The 18,888-nt window shown below is 68.6% G+C and carries 17 protein-coding genes, 1 tRNA gene and 1 pseudogene; 14 read left to right on the top strand and 5 right to left on the bottom strand.

Annotation, left to right across the window (positions count from 1 at the left end):
* Positions 1 to 124: 124 nt before the first annotated feature.
* The 5 genes from msrA (at position 125) to prfA (ending at position 5,423) form a co-directional block, all read left to right on the top strand.
* Complete coding sequence (msrA, locus tag FE263_RS12220) at positions 125 to 664, top strand: peptide-methionine (S)-S-oxide reductase MsrA (protein WP_138326348.1); 540 nt, start codon at positions 125 to 127, stop codon at positions 662 to 664.
* A gap of 72 nt (positions 665 to 736) precedes the next feature.
* Entirely contained in the window at positions 737 to 1,765 is a 1,029-nt protein-coding gene (locus FE263_RS12215) for a helix-turn-helix domain-containing protein (RefSeq protein WP_138326237.1), read from the top strand.
* Positions 1,766 to 1,934: 169 nt separating this feature from the next.
* Positions 1,935 to 3,089 carry a flavodoxin-dependent (E)-4-hydroxy-3-methylbut-2-enyl-diphosphate synthase gene (ispG, locus tag FE263_RS12210; RefSeq protein WP_138326236.1) on the top strand — a complete coding sequence of 385 codons (1,155 nt, stop codon included), beginning with the start codon at positions 1,935 to 1,937 and terminating at the stop codon, positions 3,087 to 3,089.
* An 18-nt stretch (positions 3,090 to 3,107) separates the two neighbouring features.
* Positions 3,108 to 4,358, top strand: a complete 1,251-nt coding sequence (gene hisS, locus FE263_RS12205; RefSeq protein ID WP_138326235.1) for a histidine--tRNA ligase — start codon at positions 3,108 to 3,110, stop codon at positions 4,356 to 4,358.
* A gap of 6 nt (positions 4,359 to 4,364) precedes the next feature.
* Positions 4,365 to 5,423 (top strand): peptide chain release factor 1, encoded by a 1,059-nt coding sequence (prfA, locus tag FE263_RS12200; RefSeq protein WP_138326234.1) that lies wholly within the window; start codon positions 4,365 to 4,367, stop codon positions 5,421 to 5,423.
* Here prfA and FE263_RS12195 read toward each other — a convergent pair whose 3' ends face one another.
* On the bottom strand, positions 5,424 to 5,906 hold the full coding sequence (locus FE263_RS12195) for a hypothetical protein (RefSeq protein ID WP_138326233.1): 483 nt from the start codon (positions 5,904 to 5,906) through the stop codon (positions 5,424 to 5,426). It abuts the gene before it with no gap.
* Positions 5,907 to 5,927: 21 nt separating this feature from the next.
* On the opposite strand from FE263_RS12195, the gene prmC reads away from it, so the two are divergent.
* Both prmC and FE263_RS12185 read left to right on the top strand, forming a co-directional pair.
* Complete coding sequence (gene prmC / locus FE263_RS12190; RefSeq protein WP_138326232.1) at positions 5,928 to 6,794, top strand: peptide chain release factor N(5)-glutamine methyltransferase; 867 nt, start codon at positions 5,928 to 5,930, stop codon at positions 6,792 to 6,794.
* A 285-nt stretch (positions 6,795 to 7,079) separates the two neighbouring features.
* A pseudogene (locus FE263_RS12185) lies at positions 7,080 to 7,389 on the top strand (DUF4167 domain-containing protein); the annotation flags it as partial.
* A gap of 774 nt (positions 7,390 to 8,163) precedes the next feature.
* Here the strand turns inward: FE263_RS12185 and FE263_RS12180 are convergent.
* The gene (locus tag FE263_RS12180; RefSeq protein WP_240759422.1) at positions 8,164 to 9,270 is read right to left on the bottom strand and encodes a mechanosensitive ion channel family protein; all 1,107 of its coding nucleotides are present in this window, start codon (positions 9,268 to 9,270) and stop codon (positions 8,164 to 8,166) included.
* 153 nt (positions 9,271 to 9,423) lie between these two features.
* Between FE263_RS12180 and FE263_RS12175 the strand changes: the two genes are divergently transcribed.
* Positions 9,424 to 9,498 (top strand) — tRNA-Met (locus FE263_RS12175).
* A 90-nt stretch (positions 9,499 to 9,588) separates the two neighbouring features.
* Complete coding sequence (locus FE263_RS12170; RefSeq protein ID WP_138326231.1) at positions 9,589 to 9,843, top strand: hypothetical protein; 255 nt, start codon at positions 9,589 to 9,591, stop codon at positions 9,841 to 9,843.
* Between the two features lie 8 nt (positions 9,844 to 9,851).
* Here the strand turns inward: FE263_RS12170 and FE263_RS12165 are convergent, their stop codons facing one another.
* Together FE263_RS12165 and FE263_RS12160 are read right to left on the bottom strand one after the other, a co-directional pair.
* Positions 9,852 to 10,283 carry a DUF3574 domain-containing protein gene (locus FE263_RS12165; protein ID WP_138326230.1) on the bottom strand — a complete coding sequence of 144 codons (432 nt, stop codon included), beginning with the start codon at positions 10,281 to 10,283 and terminating at the stop codon, positions 9,852 to 9,854.
* The gene (locus FE263_RS12160) at positions 10,280 to 11,125 is read right to left on the bottom strand and encodes an NUDIX hydrolase (RefSeq protein WP_138326346.1); all 846 of its coding nucleotides are present in this window, start codon (positions 11,123 to 11,125) and stop codon (positions 10,280 to 10,282) included. Before FE263_RS12160 ends, FE263_RS12165 begins: the two co-directional genes overlap by 4 nt.
* Before the next feature lie 82 nt (positions 11,126 to 11,207).
* On the opposite strand from FE263_RS12160, the gene FE263_RS12155 reads away from it, so the two are divergent.
* The 5 genes from FE263_RS12155 to FE263_RS22875 all read left to right on the top strand — a co-directional run bounded on the left by FE263_RS12155 (position 11,208) and on the right by FE263_RS22875 (position 16,938).
* Complete coding sequence (locus tag FE263_RS12155; RefSeq protein WP_138326229.1) at positions 11,208 to 13,133, top strand: ABCB family ABC transporter ATP-binding protein/permease; 1,926 nt, start codon at positions 11,208 to 11,210, stop codon at positions 13,131 to 13,133.
* A 28-nt stretch (positions 13,134 to 13,161) separates the two neighbouring features.
* Positions 13,162 to 13,437, top strand: a complete 276-nt coding sequence (locus FE263_RS12150) for a hypothetical protein (protein WP_138326228.1) — start codon at positions 13,162 to 13,164, stop codon at positions 13,435 to 13,437.
* A gap of 131 nt (positions 13,438 to 13,568) precedes the next feature.
* Entirely contained in the window at positions 13,569 to 13,874 is a 306-nt protein-coding gene (gene rpmB, locus FE263_RS12145; RefSeq protein WP_138326227.1) for a 50S ribosomal protein L28, read from the top strand.
* Positions 13,875 to 14,072: 198 nt separating this feature from the next.
* The gene (fusA, locus tag FE263_RS12140; protein ID WP_138326226.1) at positions 14,073 to 16,163 is read left to right on the top strand and encodes an elongation factor G; all 2,091 of its coding nucleotides are present in this window, start codon (positions 14,073 to 14,075) and stop codon (positions 16,161 to 16,163) included.
* A gap of 55 nt (positions 16,164 to 16,218) precedes the next feature.
* A complete protein-coding gene (locus FE263_RS22875; protein ID WP_338086715.1) occupies positions 16,219 to 16,938 on the top strand; it encodes a PIN domain-containing protein in 720 nt (239 codons plus the stop codon).
* Here FE263_RS22875 and FE263_RS12130 read toward each other — a convergent pair.
* Positions 16,931 to 18,832, bottom strand: coding sequence for a DUF1217 domain-containing protein (locus FE263_RS12130; RefSeq protein ID WP_138326224.1), 1,902 nt, complete (start codon positions 18,830 to 18,832; stop codon positions 16,931 to 16,933). The genes FE263_RS22875 and FE263_RS12130 overlap by 8 nt on opposite strands.
* Between the last annotated feature and the right edge of the window lie 56 nt (positions 18,833 to 18,888).

The raw sequence follows: 18,888 nt of genomic DNA, 5'->3' as shown, positions 1-18,888 counted from the left end.
GTTCCGGAACCCATCGCGCATGCGATGCCACGCGCGCAACCTGCCGCGTCCAGCCGGACGGTGGCACTTTTCGCGGCGTCCCAGGATCGCCATGTAGTGGCGCGGTTACAAGAAGGGGGTCGTGATGGCCATAGCGACATTGGGTGGCGGCTGCTTCTGGTGCGTCGAGGCGGTCTACAAGGACCTCGAGGGCGTCAGCGCGGTTCTGTCCGGGTATGCGGGGGGAACGGTCCCGCATCCGAGCTACGAGCAGGTCTGCACCGGCACCACCGGGCATGCAGAAGTGGTGCAGGTCACCTACGACGCCGCGGTGTTGAGCTACGCCGACCTGCTGCGCATCTTCTTCACCATCCACGATCCGACCACCCTTAACCGGCAGGGCAACGATGTCGGGACGCAGTATCGATCGGTAATCTTCGTGGGCGACGACGAGGAGCGCCGTGTCGCCGAGTCGGTGCGTGACGAGATCGACGCGGCAACAGTCTGGAACGGCAGCATCGTCACCGAGATCGCCCCGCTGCCGGCGTTCTACCCGGCCGAGGCGGAGCATCACGATTACTTCGCCCTGCACCCGGGCGCGGGCTATTGCCGGGTGGTGATTGCCCCGAAGGTGGCGAAGTTCCGCAAGGCGTTCCGCGACCGGCTGAAGCAGGGCGCGGCCTGAAGAGGGTCATCTCGCCTCGCGACGGGCTGTGCTCTAGCATCGCAGCCAGGGTGGCTTGGAAATAGGTTTTCGATGATCAGGCGGCAGGCTGAACAGGCCGCGCCCGGCGAGGGCACGCGACCGCCTCTTGTCGGCCACAGCCTGCGCGAGCAGCGCGAGCGATTGGGCTGGGACCTGGGTGAGGTGGCCGACTGGCTGCGTATCAGGCGCAGCTATCTTCAGGCGCTCGAGGACGGGCAGCCGGCGGCGCTGCCGAGCGGCACCTACACGATCGGCTTCCTGCGCAGCTACGCGACCGCTCTCGGGCTCGATCCGCAGGAGGTCGTCGAGCGTTTCCGGCTCGAGACGCGTGGCCTGCTTGGGCACCCCGATCTCAGTTTCCCGTCGCCAGTCCCCGAGCGGGGCGTGCCGGCCGGCGCCGCGATCCTGCTCGGCGTGGTGCTGCTGATCGGGGCCTACGCCGGCTGGTACGTGTTCAGCGCCCGCGATGCGGTGCCGGTGCAGCCGGTCCCCGCGGTCCCCGAGGCCATGCTGCCGCAACCGGTGCCACCGGTCGCCCGGCCAGCCCCAGGCCCCCCGCCACCACCGGTGGCGGCTACCGCGACCGCAGATGCATCACCGCCCGCAAGCGCGCCACAGTCCGTCATGCCTGCTCCCTCGCAGCCGGTCCCGGCCACCGCCGCCCCGACCGCCAGGCCCGAGGCATCGCCGGTCGTCCCGGCCCCGCTCGTGCCGGCATCCGTGGCGCCGGCCGCGCCCATTTCGCCAGCACCGGTTGCGGCTGACGCGGTGACACTCAGAGCGACCGCCGCGACCTGGGTGCAGGTCCGCAAGGCCGACGGGACGGTCGTGTATGACCACCTCCTCGCCCAGGGCGACAGCTGGACCGTGCCGGAAACCTCGCCCCCGCTGGTGCTCACCACCGGGAATGCGGGCGGCCTGGCACTGGCCCTGGGCGACGTCACCGGACCCGTGCTCGGGCGGTCCGGCGCGGTGATCCGACGCCTGTCACTCGATCCGGCCGCGGTCAGGGCGATCAACGCGAAGCTCGCCGGCAGCCCCGCGCCGGCGTCGCCATCTGGCCACACGGCGGCCCCGTGACGGCGGCGGCCACACGCGCCCCTGGCCAAAGCCCCCGCTTCCTGGCAGGAAGCCGCGCTATATATTCTCTGCGGGCTGAGAGCATCCAGCCGTCTGGGGCCCGACCTCCTGGGCCGCCTCTTCCGGAGCCCACGCCACCGGGCTTCGCGTTCATCCGGAGCATCGCGCCATGAGCTACCGTCCGTACCAGCAGATCGAGCGTCGCAAATCCCGCCAGATCCACGTTGGCCGCGTGCCCGTCGGCGGCGATGCGCCGATCACCGTGCAGACCATGACCAACACCCTGACGCACGACGCGCAGGCCACCATCGCGCAGATCCGCCGCGCCGAGATCGCCGGCGTCGACATCGTGCGTGTGTCGTGTCCGGACGAGGAGAGCACCGCGGCGCTCGCCGAGATCGTGCGCGAGGTGAACGTGCCGATCGTTGCCGACATCCATTTCCACTACAAGCGCGCCATCGAGGCGGCGCAGGCCGGGGCCGCCTGCCTGCGCATCAACCCCGGGAACATCGGCAGCCCGGAGCGGGTGCGCGAGGTGGTGCGGGCGGCGCGCGAACATGGCTGCTCGATACGCATCGGCGTCAACGCAGGCTCGCTCGAGCGTCACCTGCTGGAGAAATACGGCGAACCGAATCCCGAGGCACTGGTCGAGAGTGCGCTCGAGCATGCCAAGATCCTGCAGGACCACGACTTCCACGAGTTCAAGATCAGCGTGAAGGCGTCCGACGTGTTCCTCGCGGTTGCTGCCTACCAGCAGCTGGCCGACGCCTGCGACCATCCGCTGCATATCGGCATCACCGAGGCGGGCGGGAAGCGCGCCGGCACCGTGAAGTCCTCGATCGGGCTCGGCTCGCTGCTCTGGGCCGGCATCGGCGACACGGTTCGCGTCTCGCTCTCGGCGGAGCCCGAGGAGGAGGTGCATGTCGGCTGGGACATCCTGAAGTCGCTCGGGCTGCGCCATCGCGGCGTGAAGATCATCTCCTGCCCGTCCTGCGCGCGGCAGGGCTTCAACGTGATCCAGACCGTCGCCATCCTCGAGGAGCGGCTGGCGCATATCGAGACGCCGATTTCGCTGTCGATCATCGGCTGCGTGGTGAACGGGCCGGGCGAGGCGCTGATGACCGATATCGGCGTGACCGGCGGCGGCTCCGGGCGGCACATGGTCTATTCCGCGGGCAAGCAGGACCACACCATGCCGGCCGACGCCATGATCGAGCACATCGTGGATCTGGTCGAGACCAAGGCGAAGATCATCCAGGCCGAGATGGACATCGCAAAAGCCGCTGACGTTGCAGCAAAGACCTCTGCTGTCGCGGCGGAATGAAGCGGTCCGTCTAGCATCGTGGCAGAGGCACCGCAGCCGGTACGCGGCACCCGCGACCTCATCGGCGAGGACCAGCGGCGATTTGCCCACGTGGTCGACACGGCGCGCGCCGTCTGCGGCCTGTACGGCTTCGACGAATGGCAGACGCCGGTCTTCGAGGAGACCCGGGTGTTCTCGCGCACGCTGGGCGAAACCTCGGATGTCGTCACCAAGGAGATGTACAGCTTCGCCGATCGCGGCGGCGACAGCATCACGCTGCGTCCCGAGGGGACGGCGGCGATCTGCCGGGCGCTGGTCAGCAACGGACTGACGCAGTCGCTGCCGCAGAAGATCTTCTATGCCGGGCCGATGTTCCGCTACGAGCGGCCGCAGAAGGGCCGCTACCGGCAGTTCCACCAGATCGGCGCCGAGCTGATCGGGCCGGCCGAGCCGCTGGCCGATGCCGAGGTGATCGCGCTCGGACGCGACATCCTGGCGGCGCTCGGCATCGCAGACGCCACCGTGCTGGAGCTCAACACGCTGGGCGATCTCGAAAGCCGTGGGGCGTGGCGGGAGGCGCTGATCGGCTATTTCCGCGAGGTGGCCGAAGGGCTCTCGGAGGAGAGCCGGGCCAGGCTGGAGCGCAACCCGCTGCGCATCCTCGACAGCAAGGCGGCATCCGATCAGGCGCTGGTGGCGAATGCGCCGCGCATCGATGGCTACCTGACCGCCACGGCACAGGCGCACTGGGACGGCGTCCGGCGCGGGCTCGACCAGTTCGGCGTGGCCTACCGGGTCAATCCGGGCATCGTGCGCGGGCTCGACTACTACAGCCACACCGCCTTCGAGTTCGTGACCACCAGCCTCGGCGCTCAGGGCACGGTGCTTGCCGGTGGCCGCTACGACGGCCTGGTCGCCGAGATGGGTGGTCCGCCGACACCCGCGATCGGCTGGGCCGGAGGCATCGAGCGGCTGGCGATGCTTCTGAGCTCGGCGCCTGCCCAGCCGGCGCCGGTGGCGGTGGTGCCGATGGGCGAGGCCAGCCAGGCGGCGGCGATCGGCGTGCTGCAATCGTTGCGTGCCGCCGGCCTGCGGGCCGAGCAATCCTGGCGCGGCAACCTCAAGCGCCGGATGGAGCGCGCCAACCGAATCGGGGCCGGTTGGGCGGTGATCCTCGGCGAGGACGAGCTGTCGCGAGGGATGGCGCAGGTGAAGCGCCTCGCGACCGGTGAGCAGGCCGAACTGGCGCTGGACCGCATCGCTGCTTATATCGCCGCCCAGGATCATTAGGGCCCGATGAATTTCGATCAGAGGCTGGACCGCATCGTGGCGCGGTCGGACGAACTGCGTGACGCACTCTCCGGCTCCCTGAGCGGCGAGGCATTCAACCGTGCGTCGCGCGAATTCGCCGAGCTGGAAGCGGTGGTCGCGCGGATCAACGAATTGCGCGACGCCGAGGCCGAGGAACGCAGCGCCACCGCCCTGCTGGCCGATCCCGAGATGCGCGAGCTGGCGCAGGCCGAGCTGCAATCCCTGCACGAGCGGCTGCCCGGGCTGCGGCACGAGATCCGGCTGGCGATGCTGCCACGCGACGAGGCCGACGAGCGCAGCGCGATCCTCGAGCTGCGGCCTGCGGCGGGCGGCGACGAGGCCGGCCTGTTCGCCGCCGAGCTGTTCGGCGCCTACCGCAGATACGCCGAGGCGCGCGGCTGGCGCTTCGAACTGCTGGAATACAACGAGAGCGAGCTGGGCGGTCTGCGCGAGGGCATCGCCAACATCACCGGGCGCGGCGTTTTCGCGCGCTTCAAGTTCGAGAGCGGCGTGCACCGGGTGCAGCGGGTGCCGGCCACCGAGAGCCAGGGGCGCATCCATACCTCGACGGTGACGGTGGCGGTGCTGCCGGAAGCCGAGGAGGTCGACGTGGTGGTCAACGAGAGCGACCTGCGCATAGACGTGTATCGCGCGTCGGGCGCTGGCGGCCAGCACGTCAACAAGACCGAGAGCGCGGTACGCATCACCCACATTCCCAGCGGCGTGGTGGTGGCGATGCAGGAGGAGCGCAGCCAGCACAAGAACCGGGCCAAGGCGATGAAGATCCTGCGTGCCCGGCTCTACGAGCAGCAGCGTTCGGCGAGCCATGAGACGCGGGCGGCGGACCGCCGGTCGCAGGTCGGCACCGGCGATCGCAGCGAGCGGATCCGGACCTATAACTTCCCGCAGGGGCGGGTGTCGGACCACCGCATCAACCTGACCCTCTACAAGATCGATCGCGTCATGCAGGGCGACCTCGACGAGTTCATCGACGCGCTGACGTCGGAGGAGCAGGCGGCGCTGCTGGCGGAGGCCGAGTCCTGATCAGGACACCGCGGCGTGGCAGAGGCCGGAGCGCCAGGGAGCGTGGGTGGCGGCCCCGGTGTTGGTCGGGTCGGCCAGGTAGAACAGGGTGAAGTCGTCGGCGGCGAGCGCCTCGAAGCTGCGGCCGGCCGGGTCGAGCAGGATGCCGGTGCCGTTGACCTCGTGGACCTCGGGTGCGCCGTTGCCGTTCCGCACCGTCACCAGCCCGCACAGCACGTAGCTGTGCCGTTCGCCGCTGGCGCCGGGCAGCGGGGCGACCGTGACCGGCAGGCTGATCTGGTCGTGCGCGGCGTCCAGCGCGAAGGCCGCAACCCGCTGGCCGTCGACGTAGAGCTCGGTGGTTTCGGAGAGTTCGCGATCGGCGCGCTTGTCGTGCACGGTGAAGGTCGCGGCACATGCAGGCCCGGCTGCCAGGGACGCCAGCAGCGGGGCGACCGGCAGGGCCAGCAACAAGGCAAGATCAGGCAGACGCGCGGCGGTCATGGCGCGGCAGGATAGGACGCGATGCACCCCAAGGACGAGAGCCTGTCCGCGACGATCGCGCATGGCCAGCAACTGTTGATGTCCGCCGGCATCGAGAACCCGAGGCGCGAGTCGCGGCTCCTGCTGGCGCACGCGCTCGGTCTGCCGGCGCTCGGCCCGGTGGGCTGCGGTACGGTCGACCAAGCCGTGCGGGAGCGGTTCGATGCCATGCTGCGGCGTCGCATGGCGCACGAGCCGTTCGCCTACATCACCGGCAGCCAGGGCTTCTGGACGCTGGACCTTGCGGTGTCGCCGGACACGCTGATCCCGCGCGCCGACAGCGAGACGGTGATCGAGGCACTGCTGACGCTCAGGCCGGAGCGCGGGCGGGCGCTTCGCCTGCTCGATCTCGGCACCGGGACCGGCTGCCTGCTGCTGGCGGCGCTGAGCGAGTTCCCGTGCGCCGTCGGGCTCGGGATCGACCGGTCGGAGGCGGCCTGTCGCATGGCCGCAGCCAATGCCGTCCGCAACGGCCTGGCCGGCAGGGCGATGATGCTGTGCGGGGAGTGGTTGGAGGCGGTCCGGCTTGGCGAGGCAGACCGCTTCGACGTGGTGATCAGCAATCCACCCTACATTCCGGTGCAGGACATCGCGGGGCTGATGCCGGAGGTGTCGGGGCACGAACCGCGACTGGCACTGGATGGGGGTCCCGATGGGCTGCGATCCTACCGCATCATCCTGGCCGCGCTTCGCGAGGCACTGGCGCCGGGTGGCCTGGCATTGCTGGAGATCGGCCAGGGCCAGGACATGGCGGTGTCTGCTCTGGCCGGGGCATCCGGACTGCGGCTGGCAAGCCTGCGGGCCGATCTGGGCGGGGTCGTCCGGGTCGTCTGCCTCGAGGCGGCCTGAAACCTGGCTGCCTCAGAAATTATTTGGCAGGCCAGCCTGGGATGGCTAAGTAGGTCGAGTGCCGTGGTCGCCCTGAGATCAGGAGCGTTGCCGCGTCAGCTACCGGCAGCCGGTTGCAGGATCCAGGCACCTCCGGTTCCGGGAGATAGCGGATCCCGATCGGGATGCCGCAGGGCGCCGATCCGATACGACCCGGCCCCGCATAGGGAACATCCAGGGCGGTGACATCCGGCGAGGCCGGATCATGCCGGGCTTTGGCAAGCAGGAAAGCGCTGTGACGAACTGATGAACATGAAACGCATGCGAGGCCGTAACCACCGTCCGGGTGGCGGTGGTGGCGGTGGCGGTGGTGGCAGCCAGATACGCCACCATAACGGCCAGATCCCGCTCAATCGTAACCATGTCTTCGACAGCAACGGCCCGGACCTGCGTATACGCGGCACCGCGCAGCAGCTCTTCGAGAAGTATCTGCAGCTCGGGCGGGACGCGACGAGTTCAGGCGACCGGGTCATGGCGGAAGGCTACTTCCAGCATGCCGAACATTATTTCCGGATCCTGAATGCCATCGCCCAGGCGGCCCAGCAGGGGCAAGGCCAGGGCCAGGGGCAGCAGTCCGGCCAGGGTGGCCAGTACAGCCAGCCGAACCAGCAGCGCCGTCAGGGCATCGACCAGGACCAGGACGACCGCGGCGAGGATCCGCTGATCACCGGCAATGCACCACAGCAGCAGGATCGCCACGGCGAGCGCGGGTTCGACCAGCAACGCGGCGAGCGCCAGCAGGGCGATGCAAACCGGGGAGACGTGACCCGGGGAGACGGGAATCGGGGAGACGGGGGCCGGGGTGACCGCTTCCAGGGTGATCGTAACCAAGGCGAGCGAGGCCAGGGCGACCGGTTCCAGAACGATCGCCATCAGGGCGAGCGGGGCCAGGGCGAGCGGAGCCAGGGCGATCGGGAGCAGGGCGAACGGGACCAGCAGCGGACGCAGCCTGAGCGGGTCGCGTCCGAACGGTTCGAGATCGAGCGCAGCCTGGGTTCGAACCAGGACGGCGAGCGCACCGGGTCCTACGTGCCCGCCGCGTCGAACCACCCGGCCCGGTCCGAGCCGACGCTGCCGGGCATGGACAGTCATGGTGCCGGAGAAGATCTCCAGCGCTCCATCGCGGCGGAACTCACCCAGGGCGACGACCAGCCAGCCACCCCCGCGCCCGCCCCGGTGAGGGAGCGTCGCGAACGGCAGCCACGCCGGGAGCGGCAGCCCAAGGCCGAGCGCCAGCCGGCCGAGCCGCAGGCCTCGACCGACGAGCCGAGTTCGCAGCCCGAACTATCGGACGTCTGACCTCCTCGCGTGTCGAAGCCAGCCGGACCGGTCAGGCGACCGGTCCGACTGGCATCTTTCCCGGGTTCATCTCGATGCGCGTTCGTGGCAGCGCATCGGGATGCTCGCGTTGCAGCCAGACCAGGATCTTCTCACGGATCTCGCAGCGCAGGTCCCAGGTCTGCGGGGCGTTTCGCGCACTCACCAGCATGCGTACCTGGACCGTGTGCTCGGTGATGTCGCTGACCTGCATGTTGACCACCTTGCCGTCCCACAGCGGACTCTCCTTGACGATCTCGAGCAGCCTGGCCCGCAGGGCATCGAGCTGCACCGTGTAGTCCAGGTAGAAGAACACCGTGCCGATCAGCGACGCCGATTGGTGGGTCCAGTTCTGGAACGGCTTCTCCAGGAAGTAGGAGATCGGCAGGATCATCCGGCGCCAGTCCCACAGCCGCACCACCACGTAGGTGGAGGTTATCTCCTCGATCCAGCCCCACTCGCCCTCGACGATCACCGCGTCCTCCATGCGGATCGGCTGGGTCATGGCGATCTGCACGCCGGCGATCAGGTTGGTCAGCAGCGGCCGCGCTGCAAGACCGACGACGAGGGAGGCGGCGCCGGCGGAGGCGAACAGGCTGACGCCGTACTGGCGCACCGGCTCGAAGGTCATCAGCGCCGCCGAGACAGTCACCATGAAGATCAGGATGTCGCCGGCACGACGCAGGATGCCGACCTGGGTGAAGTGCTTGCGGGCGAGCAGGTTGTCCTCCTCGCCGGTCTTGAAGCGCGCCAGGTAGACGTCGCAGAGGATGCGGATCGCGATCGCTGCCCCCCAGCCGAGCAGCAGCACCAGCACCACCAGCAGTCCCTGGCCGATTGCCGCGAACCAGGTGTACGGCAGGCCCGCGGCTGGCAGCGACGAGCCGACCGCCACCACCACGACGAGGCCGCGCACCGGCCGGCGCACCGCGCGTGTGAAGGAGCGCACGAAGGCGCCGCGCTCGCCCGGGATGCGCAGCAGCAGGTCGGTGATCACCCGCGACGCGAGCAGGGCAACCAGCGCCACCAGCATGAGCACGATGGCCGAAGCCAGCGGCGCCGGGGCCCAGTCGAGCCACTCGCGCATGTTGACGATGTAGATCAGCAGCTGGTCGGGCATGGCGGGATCGGATCACTCCCCGGTGGCGATGGCAAATGAGAGTGCGAGGGCAGCACCGGCCGCCGGTTGACTCGCCCTGGACCGGGCTATATCTGACCGCCTCCCGGCGCGGTGGACCGGTCCGGATCCTCGCACGATCGGTCCTGATCCTGAGGCGGCGTAGCTCAGCGGTAGAGCAGGGGAATCATAATCCCTTGGTCGGCGGTTCAAATCCGTCCGCCGCTACCATCGCGCCGGGGTTGCGAAAATACCCCAACCCGGTGGCCGTGCCCTGGGCTACCTTCGCGCCGGTGATGTGAATCCGGTCCCGGGTAGACGATGAGCGCTCTGCACTGGCTGCTGGCAGGATTTGCCGTCTGGGGTGCCATGGCTCTCCTGGCCGCCCTGACGCTCGGCTGGATCATCCAGCGCACGGGACATCGGGATCCGTTCCGCACGCGGCGGCATGGCATCGCCGATGACGCGCCTGGAATGTCCGCACGGAAAACGCGGGCAGCCTCTGCACGATCAGCATCCGTCGTCGCCTCACCCGGCGATCGCAACCGTGGCGACCCGCGCGACGACGGGTCGTAGAACGGCGCTCAGAAGCCAGCGCAAACCGGGACGCTGACGACGCCGACCGATTGCTGGTCGAACAGGCGGCGATAGTCCGCGGTCATGCCCTCGACGCGGGCAGCGAGGTCTGTCGAGGCGGGCACGACCAGCAGCAGGATGCGGGATGGCTCGCGCCCGATGCGGTTGCTGACCCGGTCGCGCCACTGGCCGCCGGCTGCGAGCTCGCTGAGGCCGTCCGGAAAGCGCGGGGTGACTTCGCGTGCCACGAAATCCCGCCACTCGGTCTCGCTGATGGGGCGGCCATCGGGCCTGTCGAGGCCGAAATAGAGCTCGATCCGGAGTTGCCGCGTCTGCCCTGCGAACGGGCAGGCGGGCGGGATGCCGCGTCCGGGTGCGCCCGCCGCGCATCCGGCGAGCGCCGGTAGCGCCATCAGCACTGCGAGCAGGCCGCGCCTCAAAGCGGCGACCGCAGCCCGCCGCGCAACGCCCTGCCGTCGGCGCTGTCTGCCTCGATCAGGCCGCGACGCAGGAACAGGTCGATCAGCACCAGGCTGACATTGAACTTGAAGTCGTCGGTGTCGCGCACGAGCGCCAGCACCTCGGTCATCGGCAGCAGCCGGAACTCGGCAACCTCGTCGTCATTCGGCACCGGCTGGAAATCTTCCGGCAGCACCAGGTCGAAGCATTCCAGCAGGTCGCGGCGCAGGCCCTCGCGGCGCTGCATGGCGTAGGTGATGTCGGCAACCGGGACCGCCCTTGCGGCGAGGTGTTCCGGCAGGCTGCACTCCTCCGCGCCTTCCTTGCGCAGGGTGGCGGCGGCGTCGTAGCCGGCCGGAATGCCGCCCGCGACGATATGGTCGAGCTTGCCCGGGTCGAGCGCCTTGTCCGCGGCGCGGCGGCCAATCCAGAGCGCAGCGCCCTGGCGCCGCTCGACGATGCCGTTCACGTGCACCCCGGCGGCAATCAGCCCGAAGGCCGGCAGGGCGCCGCGATCGATGGTGCCGAGGCTGGCGGCGCGCGGCTCCAGGCGCACGTCGAACGCCTCGTCGCGGAAGCGGTACAGGCCGGCCTCGGCCAGCGTTTCACCGAGACGGGTGAGGGTCCCCACGTCCCCGATGCGGAACGCACCGTCCGGACCCTGATGCAGTCCGTGCCCGGGCAACGCTTCGGCGGTCGCGGGATCTATCCAGCCAAGCGGACGCGGGATGTCGCGGAGCAGCAGCGGCGCGCGGCCGCCGGGCAGCGTCGTGTTGTTGCAGGCGGCGAGGTGACGCAGGAACGGCCCCGCCGGTTCGCCCATGCCAGGGCTACTCATGCGCCATATCCCTGTCGCAGGAGCCGGCCGGTTTGCATTCGGGGCCGCCCGTGCCACATCGGCAGGTATGATCTCGTCGGCATCCGGGTCCTCTCCAGCTTCGCATTCGGCGGCCCGGCCGGCCGACAGCCGTCTGCCAGGCGATCATCGGCCGGCGGGCGACCGGCCGACGGCATTCTCCACCATCGGCGGCCTGCTGCCCTATCTATGGCCGCGCGGTGACCTGCGCACCCGCCTGCTGGTGGTGAGCGCCGTGGCTCTGCTTGTGGCAGCCAAGGTCGCCACGGTCTACGTGCCGATCGTCTACAGCCGCGCCATCGACCGGCTGTCGCGGCACGATCCCTCCCACATGATCGTGGTCCCGGCGGCGCTGATCCTGGCATACGGGCTGCTGCGTATCGCCTCGGGTGGCTTCGGCGAGCTGCGCGACGCGGTGTTCGCGCCGGTCAAGCAGCGGGTGATCCGGGTGGTCGCCATGCAGACCTTCCGGCACCTGCACGCGCTGTCGCTGCGGTTCCATCTCGACCGCCAGACCGGTGGCGTGACGAGGGCGATCGAGCGCGGCACCGTCGCCATCGAGCTGATCCTGCGGCTCGGCGTCTTCAACATCGTGCCCACCCTGCTCGAGACGCTTCTGGTCACCGTCATCATCTGGCGGATCTTCGACTGGCGTTTCGCGCTCGCGACCCTGCTCACCGTGGTGACCTATGTCGGCTTCACCGTGCTGTTCACCGGCTGGCGGATCGGCATCAGGCGGCGGATGAACGACATCGACAGCGAGGCCAGCGGCAAGGCGCTGGACAGCCTGCTGAACTACGAGACGGTCAAGTACTTCGGCAACGAGGGCCACGAGGCGCGGCGCTACGACGAGGCCCAGGCCCGCTACGAGCGCGCCGCCGTTCGCACCCAGGTCTCGCTGAACGTGCTCAATATCGGCCAGGCGACGATCATCGCGGTGGCACTTGCCATCATCATGCTGATGGCGGCGCGCGAGGTGGCGGCGGGCCGTCTCACGGTCGGCAAGTTCGTGCTGATCAACACCTACCTGATGCAGCTCTACCAGCCGTTGAATTTCCTTGGCTTCGTCTATGCCTCGCTGCGCCAGGGCGTGGTCGACCTGGAGCAGATGTTCCGGCTGCTCGGCCAGCCCCAGGACGTGTCGGACCGTCCGGAGGCCTCGCTGCTGCCGCCGCGGCTGGAGGATGCGCCGGCGGCGTCGCTCGAATTCCGCGACGTGCGGTTCGGCTATCGCGAGGACCGGGAGATCCTGCACGGCATCAGCTTCCGGGTGCCGCCGGGAGGCCGTACTGCCATAGTCGGCCCGACCGGGGCCGGCAAGTCGACCATCAGCCGGCTGCTGTTCCGGTTCTACGACGCCTGGGACGGCAGCGTTCTGATCGACGGCGCCGACGTAGGCGACTACGCCCAGGCCAGCCTGCGGGCCGCAATCGGGGTGGTGCCGCAGGATACCGTGCTGTTCAACGACACCATCCGCTACAACATCGCCTATGGCCGCATCGGCGCCAGCCAGGACGAGATCGAGCACGCCGCCCGGCTCGCCCAGGTGCACGACTTCGTGCTGCGTCTGCCGGACGGCTACGATACCCGGGTCGGCGAGCGCGGCCTGAAGCTGTCCGGCGGCGAGAAGCAGCGGGTGGCGATCGCGCGCACCATCCTGAAGAACCCGCGCATCCTGGTGCTGGACGAAGCGACCAGCTCGCTGGACACCCATACCGAACAGGAGATCCAGGCCGCCCTGCGCCAGGTCTCGGCGCATCGCACCACGCTGGTGATCGCCCACCGGCTCTCCACGGTGGTCGATGCCGACGAGATCCTGGTGCTGGACCAGGGCGACATCGTCGAGCGCGGCACCCATCGCGGCCTGCTGGCGACCGGCGGCCTCTACGCCTCGATGTGGGCGGCCCAGGCTGAGGAGAGCCGGCCCGAAGGAAACCGGGCGCTGGAGGAGCGGGCGGCGGTGGATGCCGACTGAACGAGACGTGACTGCGGGGAGAACGAACATGAGCAACGACCCGACCATCGGGCAGGACGGCACGGTTCCGGAGGAACTCAGCCACGCCGGCGCCGTGGTGGACAAGGCGATCGAGTACATGCTGGGCAAGGAGCTGCCGCCGTTGGCGATCGCGTCCGCGCTGCTCGGCGGCTCGCTGGCGCTGCTGGCGCGCAGCATGGACGAGGATGCGATGCTGCGGATGCTGGACAATGCCAGCCGGAGCGTGCGGGCCGGCGAACTGCGGCATGGCCAGGAGAAGGGCGCCGGCATGGGAAATGGGTAGGGCGCCGGGGCAGACTCCCGGGGTGCGGCGCTTGACGCCGGGCGACCCGGAGGCCATAAGCCGCCGCTCCAATGCAAGTCGGTGCCGGGGAGCCATGTCCGCCCGGCTGCTGTCGTCTTAAAGGTGATCAAATGTCCCGCCGCTGCCAGATAACCGGCAAGGGCGTGCTGACCGGCAACAATGTCAGCCACGCCAACAACAAGACCCGCCGCCGCTACCTGCCCAACCTGCAGGAGACCTCGGTGCTGTCCGATGTGCTGGGCGGCTCGATCCGGATGCGCGTGACCACCAACGGGCTGCGCACCATCGAGCACAATGGCGGCCTCGATGCCTTCCTGCTCTCGACGCCGAACCGCCGGCTGCCTGTCGAGGCCCAGGTGATCAAGCGCCGCATCAAGCGGGCACAGGAAAAGAAGGCCGCCGCTCCGGCGGTCTGAGGGCGGCAGGCCCATCCGGGCTTGCAATGCCGAGGGTCCTGACGCAAGTCAGGTCGAACATGATCCGCCGGTCGGCGTCGCGCTGCATGGTCCCTTGCGGGCAGGCGGCGGATACCATTCGGCCCCCCGGGCGGGCGCACGAAGTCGCTGGACTTCGACGGCGCCCGCTCGTCGTCGCCAATCCCGTGGGAGGTCCGCGTGTCCGTCATTTCCGAGCTGTCTAAGATCCGCAACATCGGGATCACCGCGCATATCGATGCCGGCAAGACCACCACCACCGAGCGCATCCTGTACTACACGGGCGTCTCGCACCGGATCGGTGAGGTCCACGAGGGCAACACCACCACCGACTACATGGACCAGGAGCGCGAGCGGGGGATCACCATCACCTCGGCGACGGTCACATGCGAGTGGAAGGACCACCGCATCAACATCATCGACACCCCGGGCCATATCGACTTCAACATCGAGGTGAACCGTTCGCTGCGCGTGCTCGACGGCGCGGTGTTCATCATCGAGGGCGTGGCCGGCGTGCAGCCGCAGTCCGAGACCAACTGGCGTCTCGCCGACCGCTACCGGGTGCCGCGCATCATCTTCATCAACAAGCTGGACCGCACCGGCGCCGACTTCTACCGGGCGTTCGACACGCTCAAGGAGAAGCTGGACATCATCGCGCTGCCGCTGCAGCTGCCGATCGGCATCGAGGAGAACTTCGTCGGCGTCGTCGACCTGGTCGAGATGCGGGCGATCGTCTGGGAAGGCGGCGAGCTCGGCGCCAAGTTCAACTACCAGGACATCCCCGCCGACCTGAAGGAGCGCGCCGACGAGGCCCGCCAGCTGCTGCTCGATACGGCGCTTGCCGCCGACAACGAGGCGATGGAGGAGTATTTCGAGAAGGGCGACGTCGCGGTCGCGACCCTCAAGCGGGCCATCAAGAAGGGTGCCATCTCCGGCGAGTTCCGCCCGGTGCTGTGCGGCACCGCGTTCAAGAACAAGGGCGTGCAGCCGCTGCTCGACGCCGTGCTCGACTACCTGCCGGCGCCGGACGAGGTCGAGGGCATCCGCGTGGCCGCCGAGGAAGGCCACGAGGACGAGGACCCGACGCTGCGCCGCCTGATCAAGATCGATCCGCAGGCGCCGTTCGCCGGCCTCGCCTTCAAGATCATCAACGACAAGTACGGCACGCTGACCTTCGTGCGCGTGTACTCCGGCACCCTGAAGTCCGGCGACATGGTCATGAACACGACCAAGGACCACAAGGAGCGCATCGGACGCATGTTCCAGATGCACGCCGACAAGCGCGCCGAGATCAAGGAAGTGACGGCGGGCGACATCGCGGCGTTCGTGGGCCTGAAGGATACCGGCACCGGCGACACGCTGGCCGCCGCCGACGACCAGGTGATCCTGGAGCGCATGGCGTTCCCGGTGCCGGTGATCGACATCTCGGTCGAGCCGCGCACCAAGGACGCGGTCGAGAAGATGACGCTCGCGCTACAGAAGCTGGCTGGCGAGGACCCCTCGCTGCGGCTGAAGACCGACCAGGAGACCGGCCAGACCATCCTGTCCGGCATGGGCGAGCTGCATCTCGAGATCATCATCGACCGGCTGCGTCGCGAGTATGGCGTCGACGCCAACATCGGCGCGCCGCAGGTGGCGTATCGCGAGACCATCAGCAAGCCGCACACCGAGACCTACACCCACAAGAAGCAGTCGGGTGGCTCGGGGCAGTACGCCGAGGTCAAGATCGTGTTCGAGCCGCTGGAGCGTAACGCCGGCATCGTGTTCGAGAACAAGGTGGTCGGCGGCACGGTGCCGAAGGAATACATCCCGGCGGTCGAGAAGGGCATCCGGATGCAGTCCTCGACCGGCGTGCTGGCAGGGTTCCAGACGGTGGACTTCAAGTACACCCTGACCGACGGCAAGTACCACGACGTCGACTCGTCGGCGCTGGCGTTCGAGATCGCCGCCAAGGCTTGCTTCCGCGAGGGCATGAAGAAGGCTTCGCCGGTCATTCTCGAGCCGATCATGGATGTCGAGGTGACCACGCCGCAGGATCATGTCGGCGACGTGGTGGGCGACCTCAACCGTCGCCGTGGCATGATCCAGAACCAGGAAAGCTCCGGCTCGACGGTGCTGGTGCGGGCTCAGGTGCCGCTGAAGGAGATGTTCGGCTACATCTCCCACCTGCGGTCGATGACCAAGGGCCGCGCCTCGTTCACCATGCAGTTCCATCACTACGATCCGGTGCCGCGCAACATCGCCGACGAGATCATGTCGAAGTCGGCCTGATCCGTTCAGTCCTGCGAACCTGGAAAGCCGGTCCCCTCGGGGGCCGGCTTTTTTCATGGCTGCCGCTCCGGCCAGTGCACATACGCCTGTTCCAGAACGGAGGGTGACGGTGGCGCTGAGCCTGAAGGACAAGGAGTCCGATCGGCTTGCCCGGGAGGTTGCGTCCCTCACCGGAGAGACGCTGACCGACACCATAGGCAAGGGCCCTGGCCGAACGACTGGGGCGCGAACGCCTGCGGCGGGGCCGGACCGCCAGCCTGACCGGGCAACTGATGGCGCTGAGCCAGGAACTTGCGCCACTGCCGGACGTCGATCTCCGGACCCCGAACGAGATCGTGGGATACGACGACACCGGTCTCCGGGGCCGATGGCCATCGACACCTCCGCGGTGGTGGCGATCCTGTTCGATCAAGCGGACCGGTTCAGCTACGCCGCGACGATCGATGCGGCCTCCGTCCGGTTCACTTCAGCAGTCACCCGCATCGGGCTGTCGCTCGTGGTCGAGGGACCGAAGCGGGAGGCCGGGCGCGACGGTCTCGATCGCTTCTCCGCCCTGACCGGTATGAAGGTCGTTTCCGTGACACCGGAGCAGGCGAGGCTGGCAACCGTTGCCTCTCGGAAGTTCGGCAAAGGTATGCTTCCGGCCGGCCTCGATATCGGCGACCGCTTTCCGTATGCGCTCGCCAGCGCCACCGGCCGTCCGCTGTTGTTCAAGGGGAACGAATCCAGCCGGACCGATATCAAGTCGGCGGTCGCGCGGCCGGGCGTCAGCTGAACAGCGCGAGCAGCGGATCAGAACTGCCGGACGAGCCGCCCGAGGCGTTGCTCGGGTAGAGCGCCGACAGGATACCGTCGGTACCGCTGCTGCTGCTCGAACCAGGATACAGGATCGACAGCATCGAGGTGTCGGACCCGTCGGCACTGGCGCTGCCTGCGTTCGCCTGCGCGGTCAGGGCGAGGAAGTGCTCGGAAGCCTGGTTGATCCCGGCCGTGGTCTTGTAGGTCGACAGCTTCACGTTCGCGGTCAGGTAGCTGACCTGCTCGTCGTACGGCATCGAGTCGTAGGTGTCCGACACCCCGAGATTGGTGGTCACCACGTTGAGCAGCGTCGGATCGGCCATCAGCGCGGGAATGCTGGTGATGCCGCCGATGGTGCGGGCGAAATACAGCGCACTGTCCATGCCGGGGATCTGCTTGCCCTGCTGCGCCTCGTATTGCGTAGTCTCGTAGTTCTTCAGGATACCGGCGACGTTGGCCGCATCACTGAGCGCGTTGGTTTCGGTATCGGCAAGTACCGGCAGCGCCTGCAGCGTATCGCCGGCGGCCACGGCACTGGTGATCCCGCGCTCCAAGGTGACGTTGCCGCTCGGGTCGACCGATCTCACGGTTCCCAGAACGGCGCTGCCGTCGGTGATGATCTGGCCAGGCTGCAGCAGGCTGGCACCGCTGCCCATGGCGAGGGTGCCGGCGCCCGATGCTGCCGCGGCGCCGGCGGTGAAGGTGGTGCCGATGTTGGTGATGCCGGCGCCGACGGCGACGTCGATCTGCGTCCCCGCGGCCAGGCTCAGAGACGACGGCGCGGCGAGCGTCGCGTTGCCCTGCTTGTCGAGCGAGGCGATGGTGCCGATCGCGGAGCCGCCGCTCATCAGCACGTCACCAGCCTGCAGCCGCAGCCCGGCGATCCCGAGCGGAATGATGGTCTGCGTATCGGTGATGTCCGCCGTCGCGGTCGTGTTGTACGTCGAGTAGGTCTGCTGCGACAGCGACAGCGGCCCGTTCAGGCCGGGATTGATGATGTCGAGGGTGCCGTTGCTGCTCAGCGTGGTGTTGAAGCCGGTACTGGCGATCGCCGCGCTGAGCAGCCCGGTGGCAGTCTGGTTGGTGAGGGTCTGGGTGCCGGTGGTGGTGGCGGTCGGCGCGGCGACCGCGACGATGGTGGCCTGCCGGAGTGTTGCGCCAGCGGCATTCTTTGCCAGCACGATGCTGAAGGTTGGACTGCCATCGCCGAGAGCCGCGGTCACTACCGGCGGGGCGCCCGCGGTACCGACGATCGAGCCGTCGGTGGCGATGCTGTAGCTGCCTGTCACCGGGGCGGCGGTGGTGCCGGTCGCCTGCAGGGCCGCGGTGAGCGCCGCGGTGATCGAGGCGGTGGCTGTTCCGTCATCGAGCAGATAGGACCAGGTCTGCGCCGGCGCCGCCGCGGTCAGCGCGGAATTGGCCGACGCATATTGCAGGTTCGCCATCGAGACGGTGGAGGCCGCACTACCGCTGGAGTTCATGCTGCTGCCGGCCGGGTTGCCGAAGTTCAGCGAGACGGTCGGACGTTGCGCCATCGCCTGCACGAAGTTCAGGTCGTCGGTATCACCGAGCGAGCGGACGAGGGAGCCGGTAGCCGACGGGTTCTGCGTAAGCAGCTGCTTGAGCAGGCCGGTCTCGCCGATGCTGCCGCTGAGGTTGTAGGCGCCGAGCGCCACGGTCAGCGCCTGCCGGTTCTGGCTGCTCAGGATCTGGCTGCTGCTGGAGATCGAGACGATGTCCTTGGTGAAGGCAGCGACGGTCCGGCTCAAGGTGGGGTCGCTCTTGACGTAGGCCGCTACCGTCGCCTGCTCATTCTTGGCGATCGACAGGTAGGCGGTGACCGGGGACATCCCCGAGATCGACGAGCTCATGGCAGATAAAGGTCCCGGACCCGGCTCAGGTCCTGCTGACCCTACACCGGCACCGG

It is taken from the genome of Lichenicoccus roseus, assembly GCF_005844085.1.
Classification (GTDB): Bacteria; Pseudomonadota; Alphaproteobacteria; order Acetobacterales; family Acetobacteraceae; genus Lichenicoccus; species Lichenicoccus roseus.
This window is presented reverse-complemented; position numbering and strand designations above follow the sequence as displayed.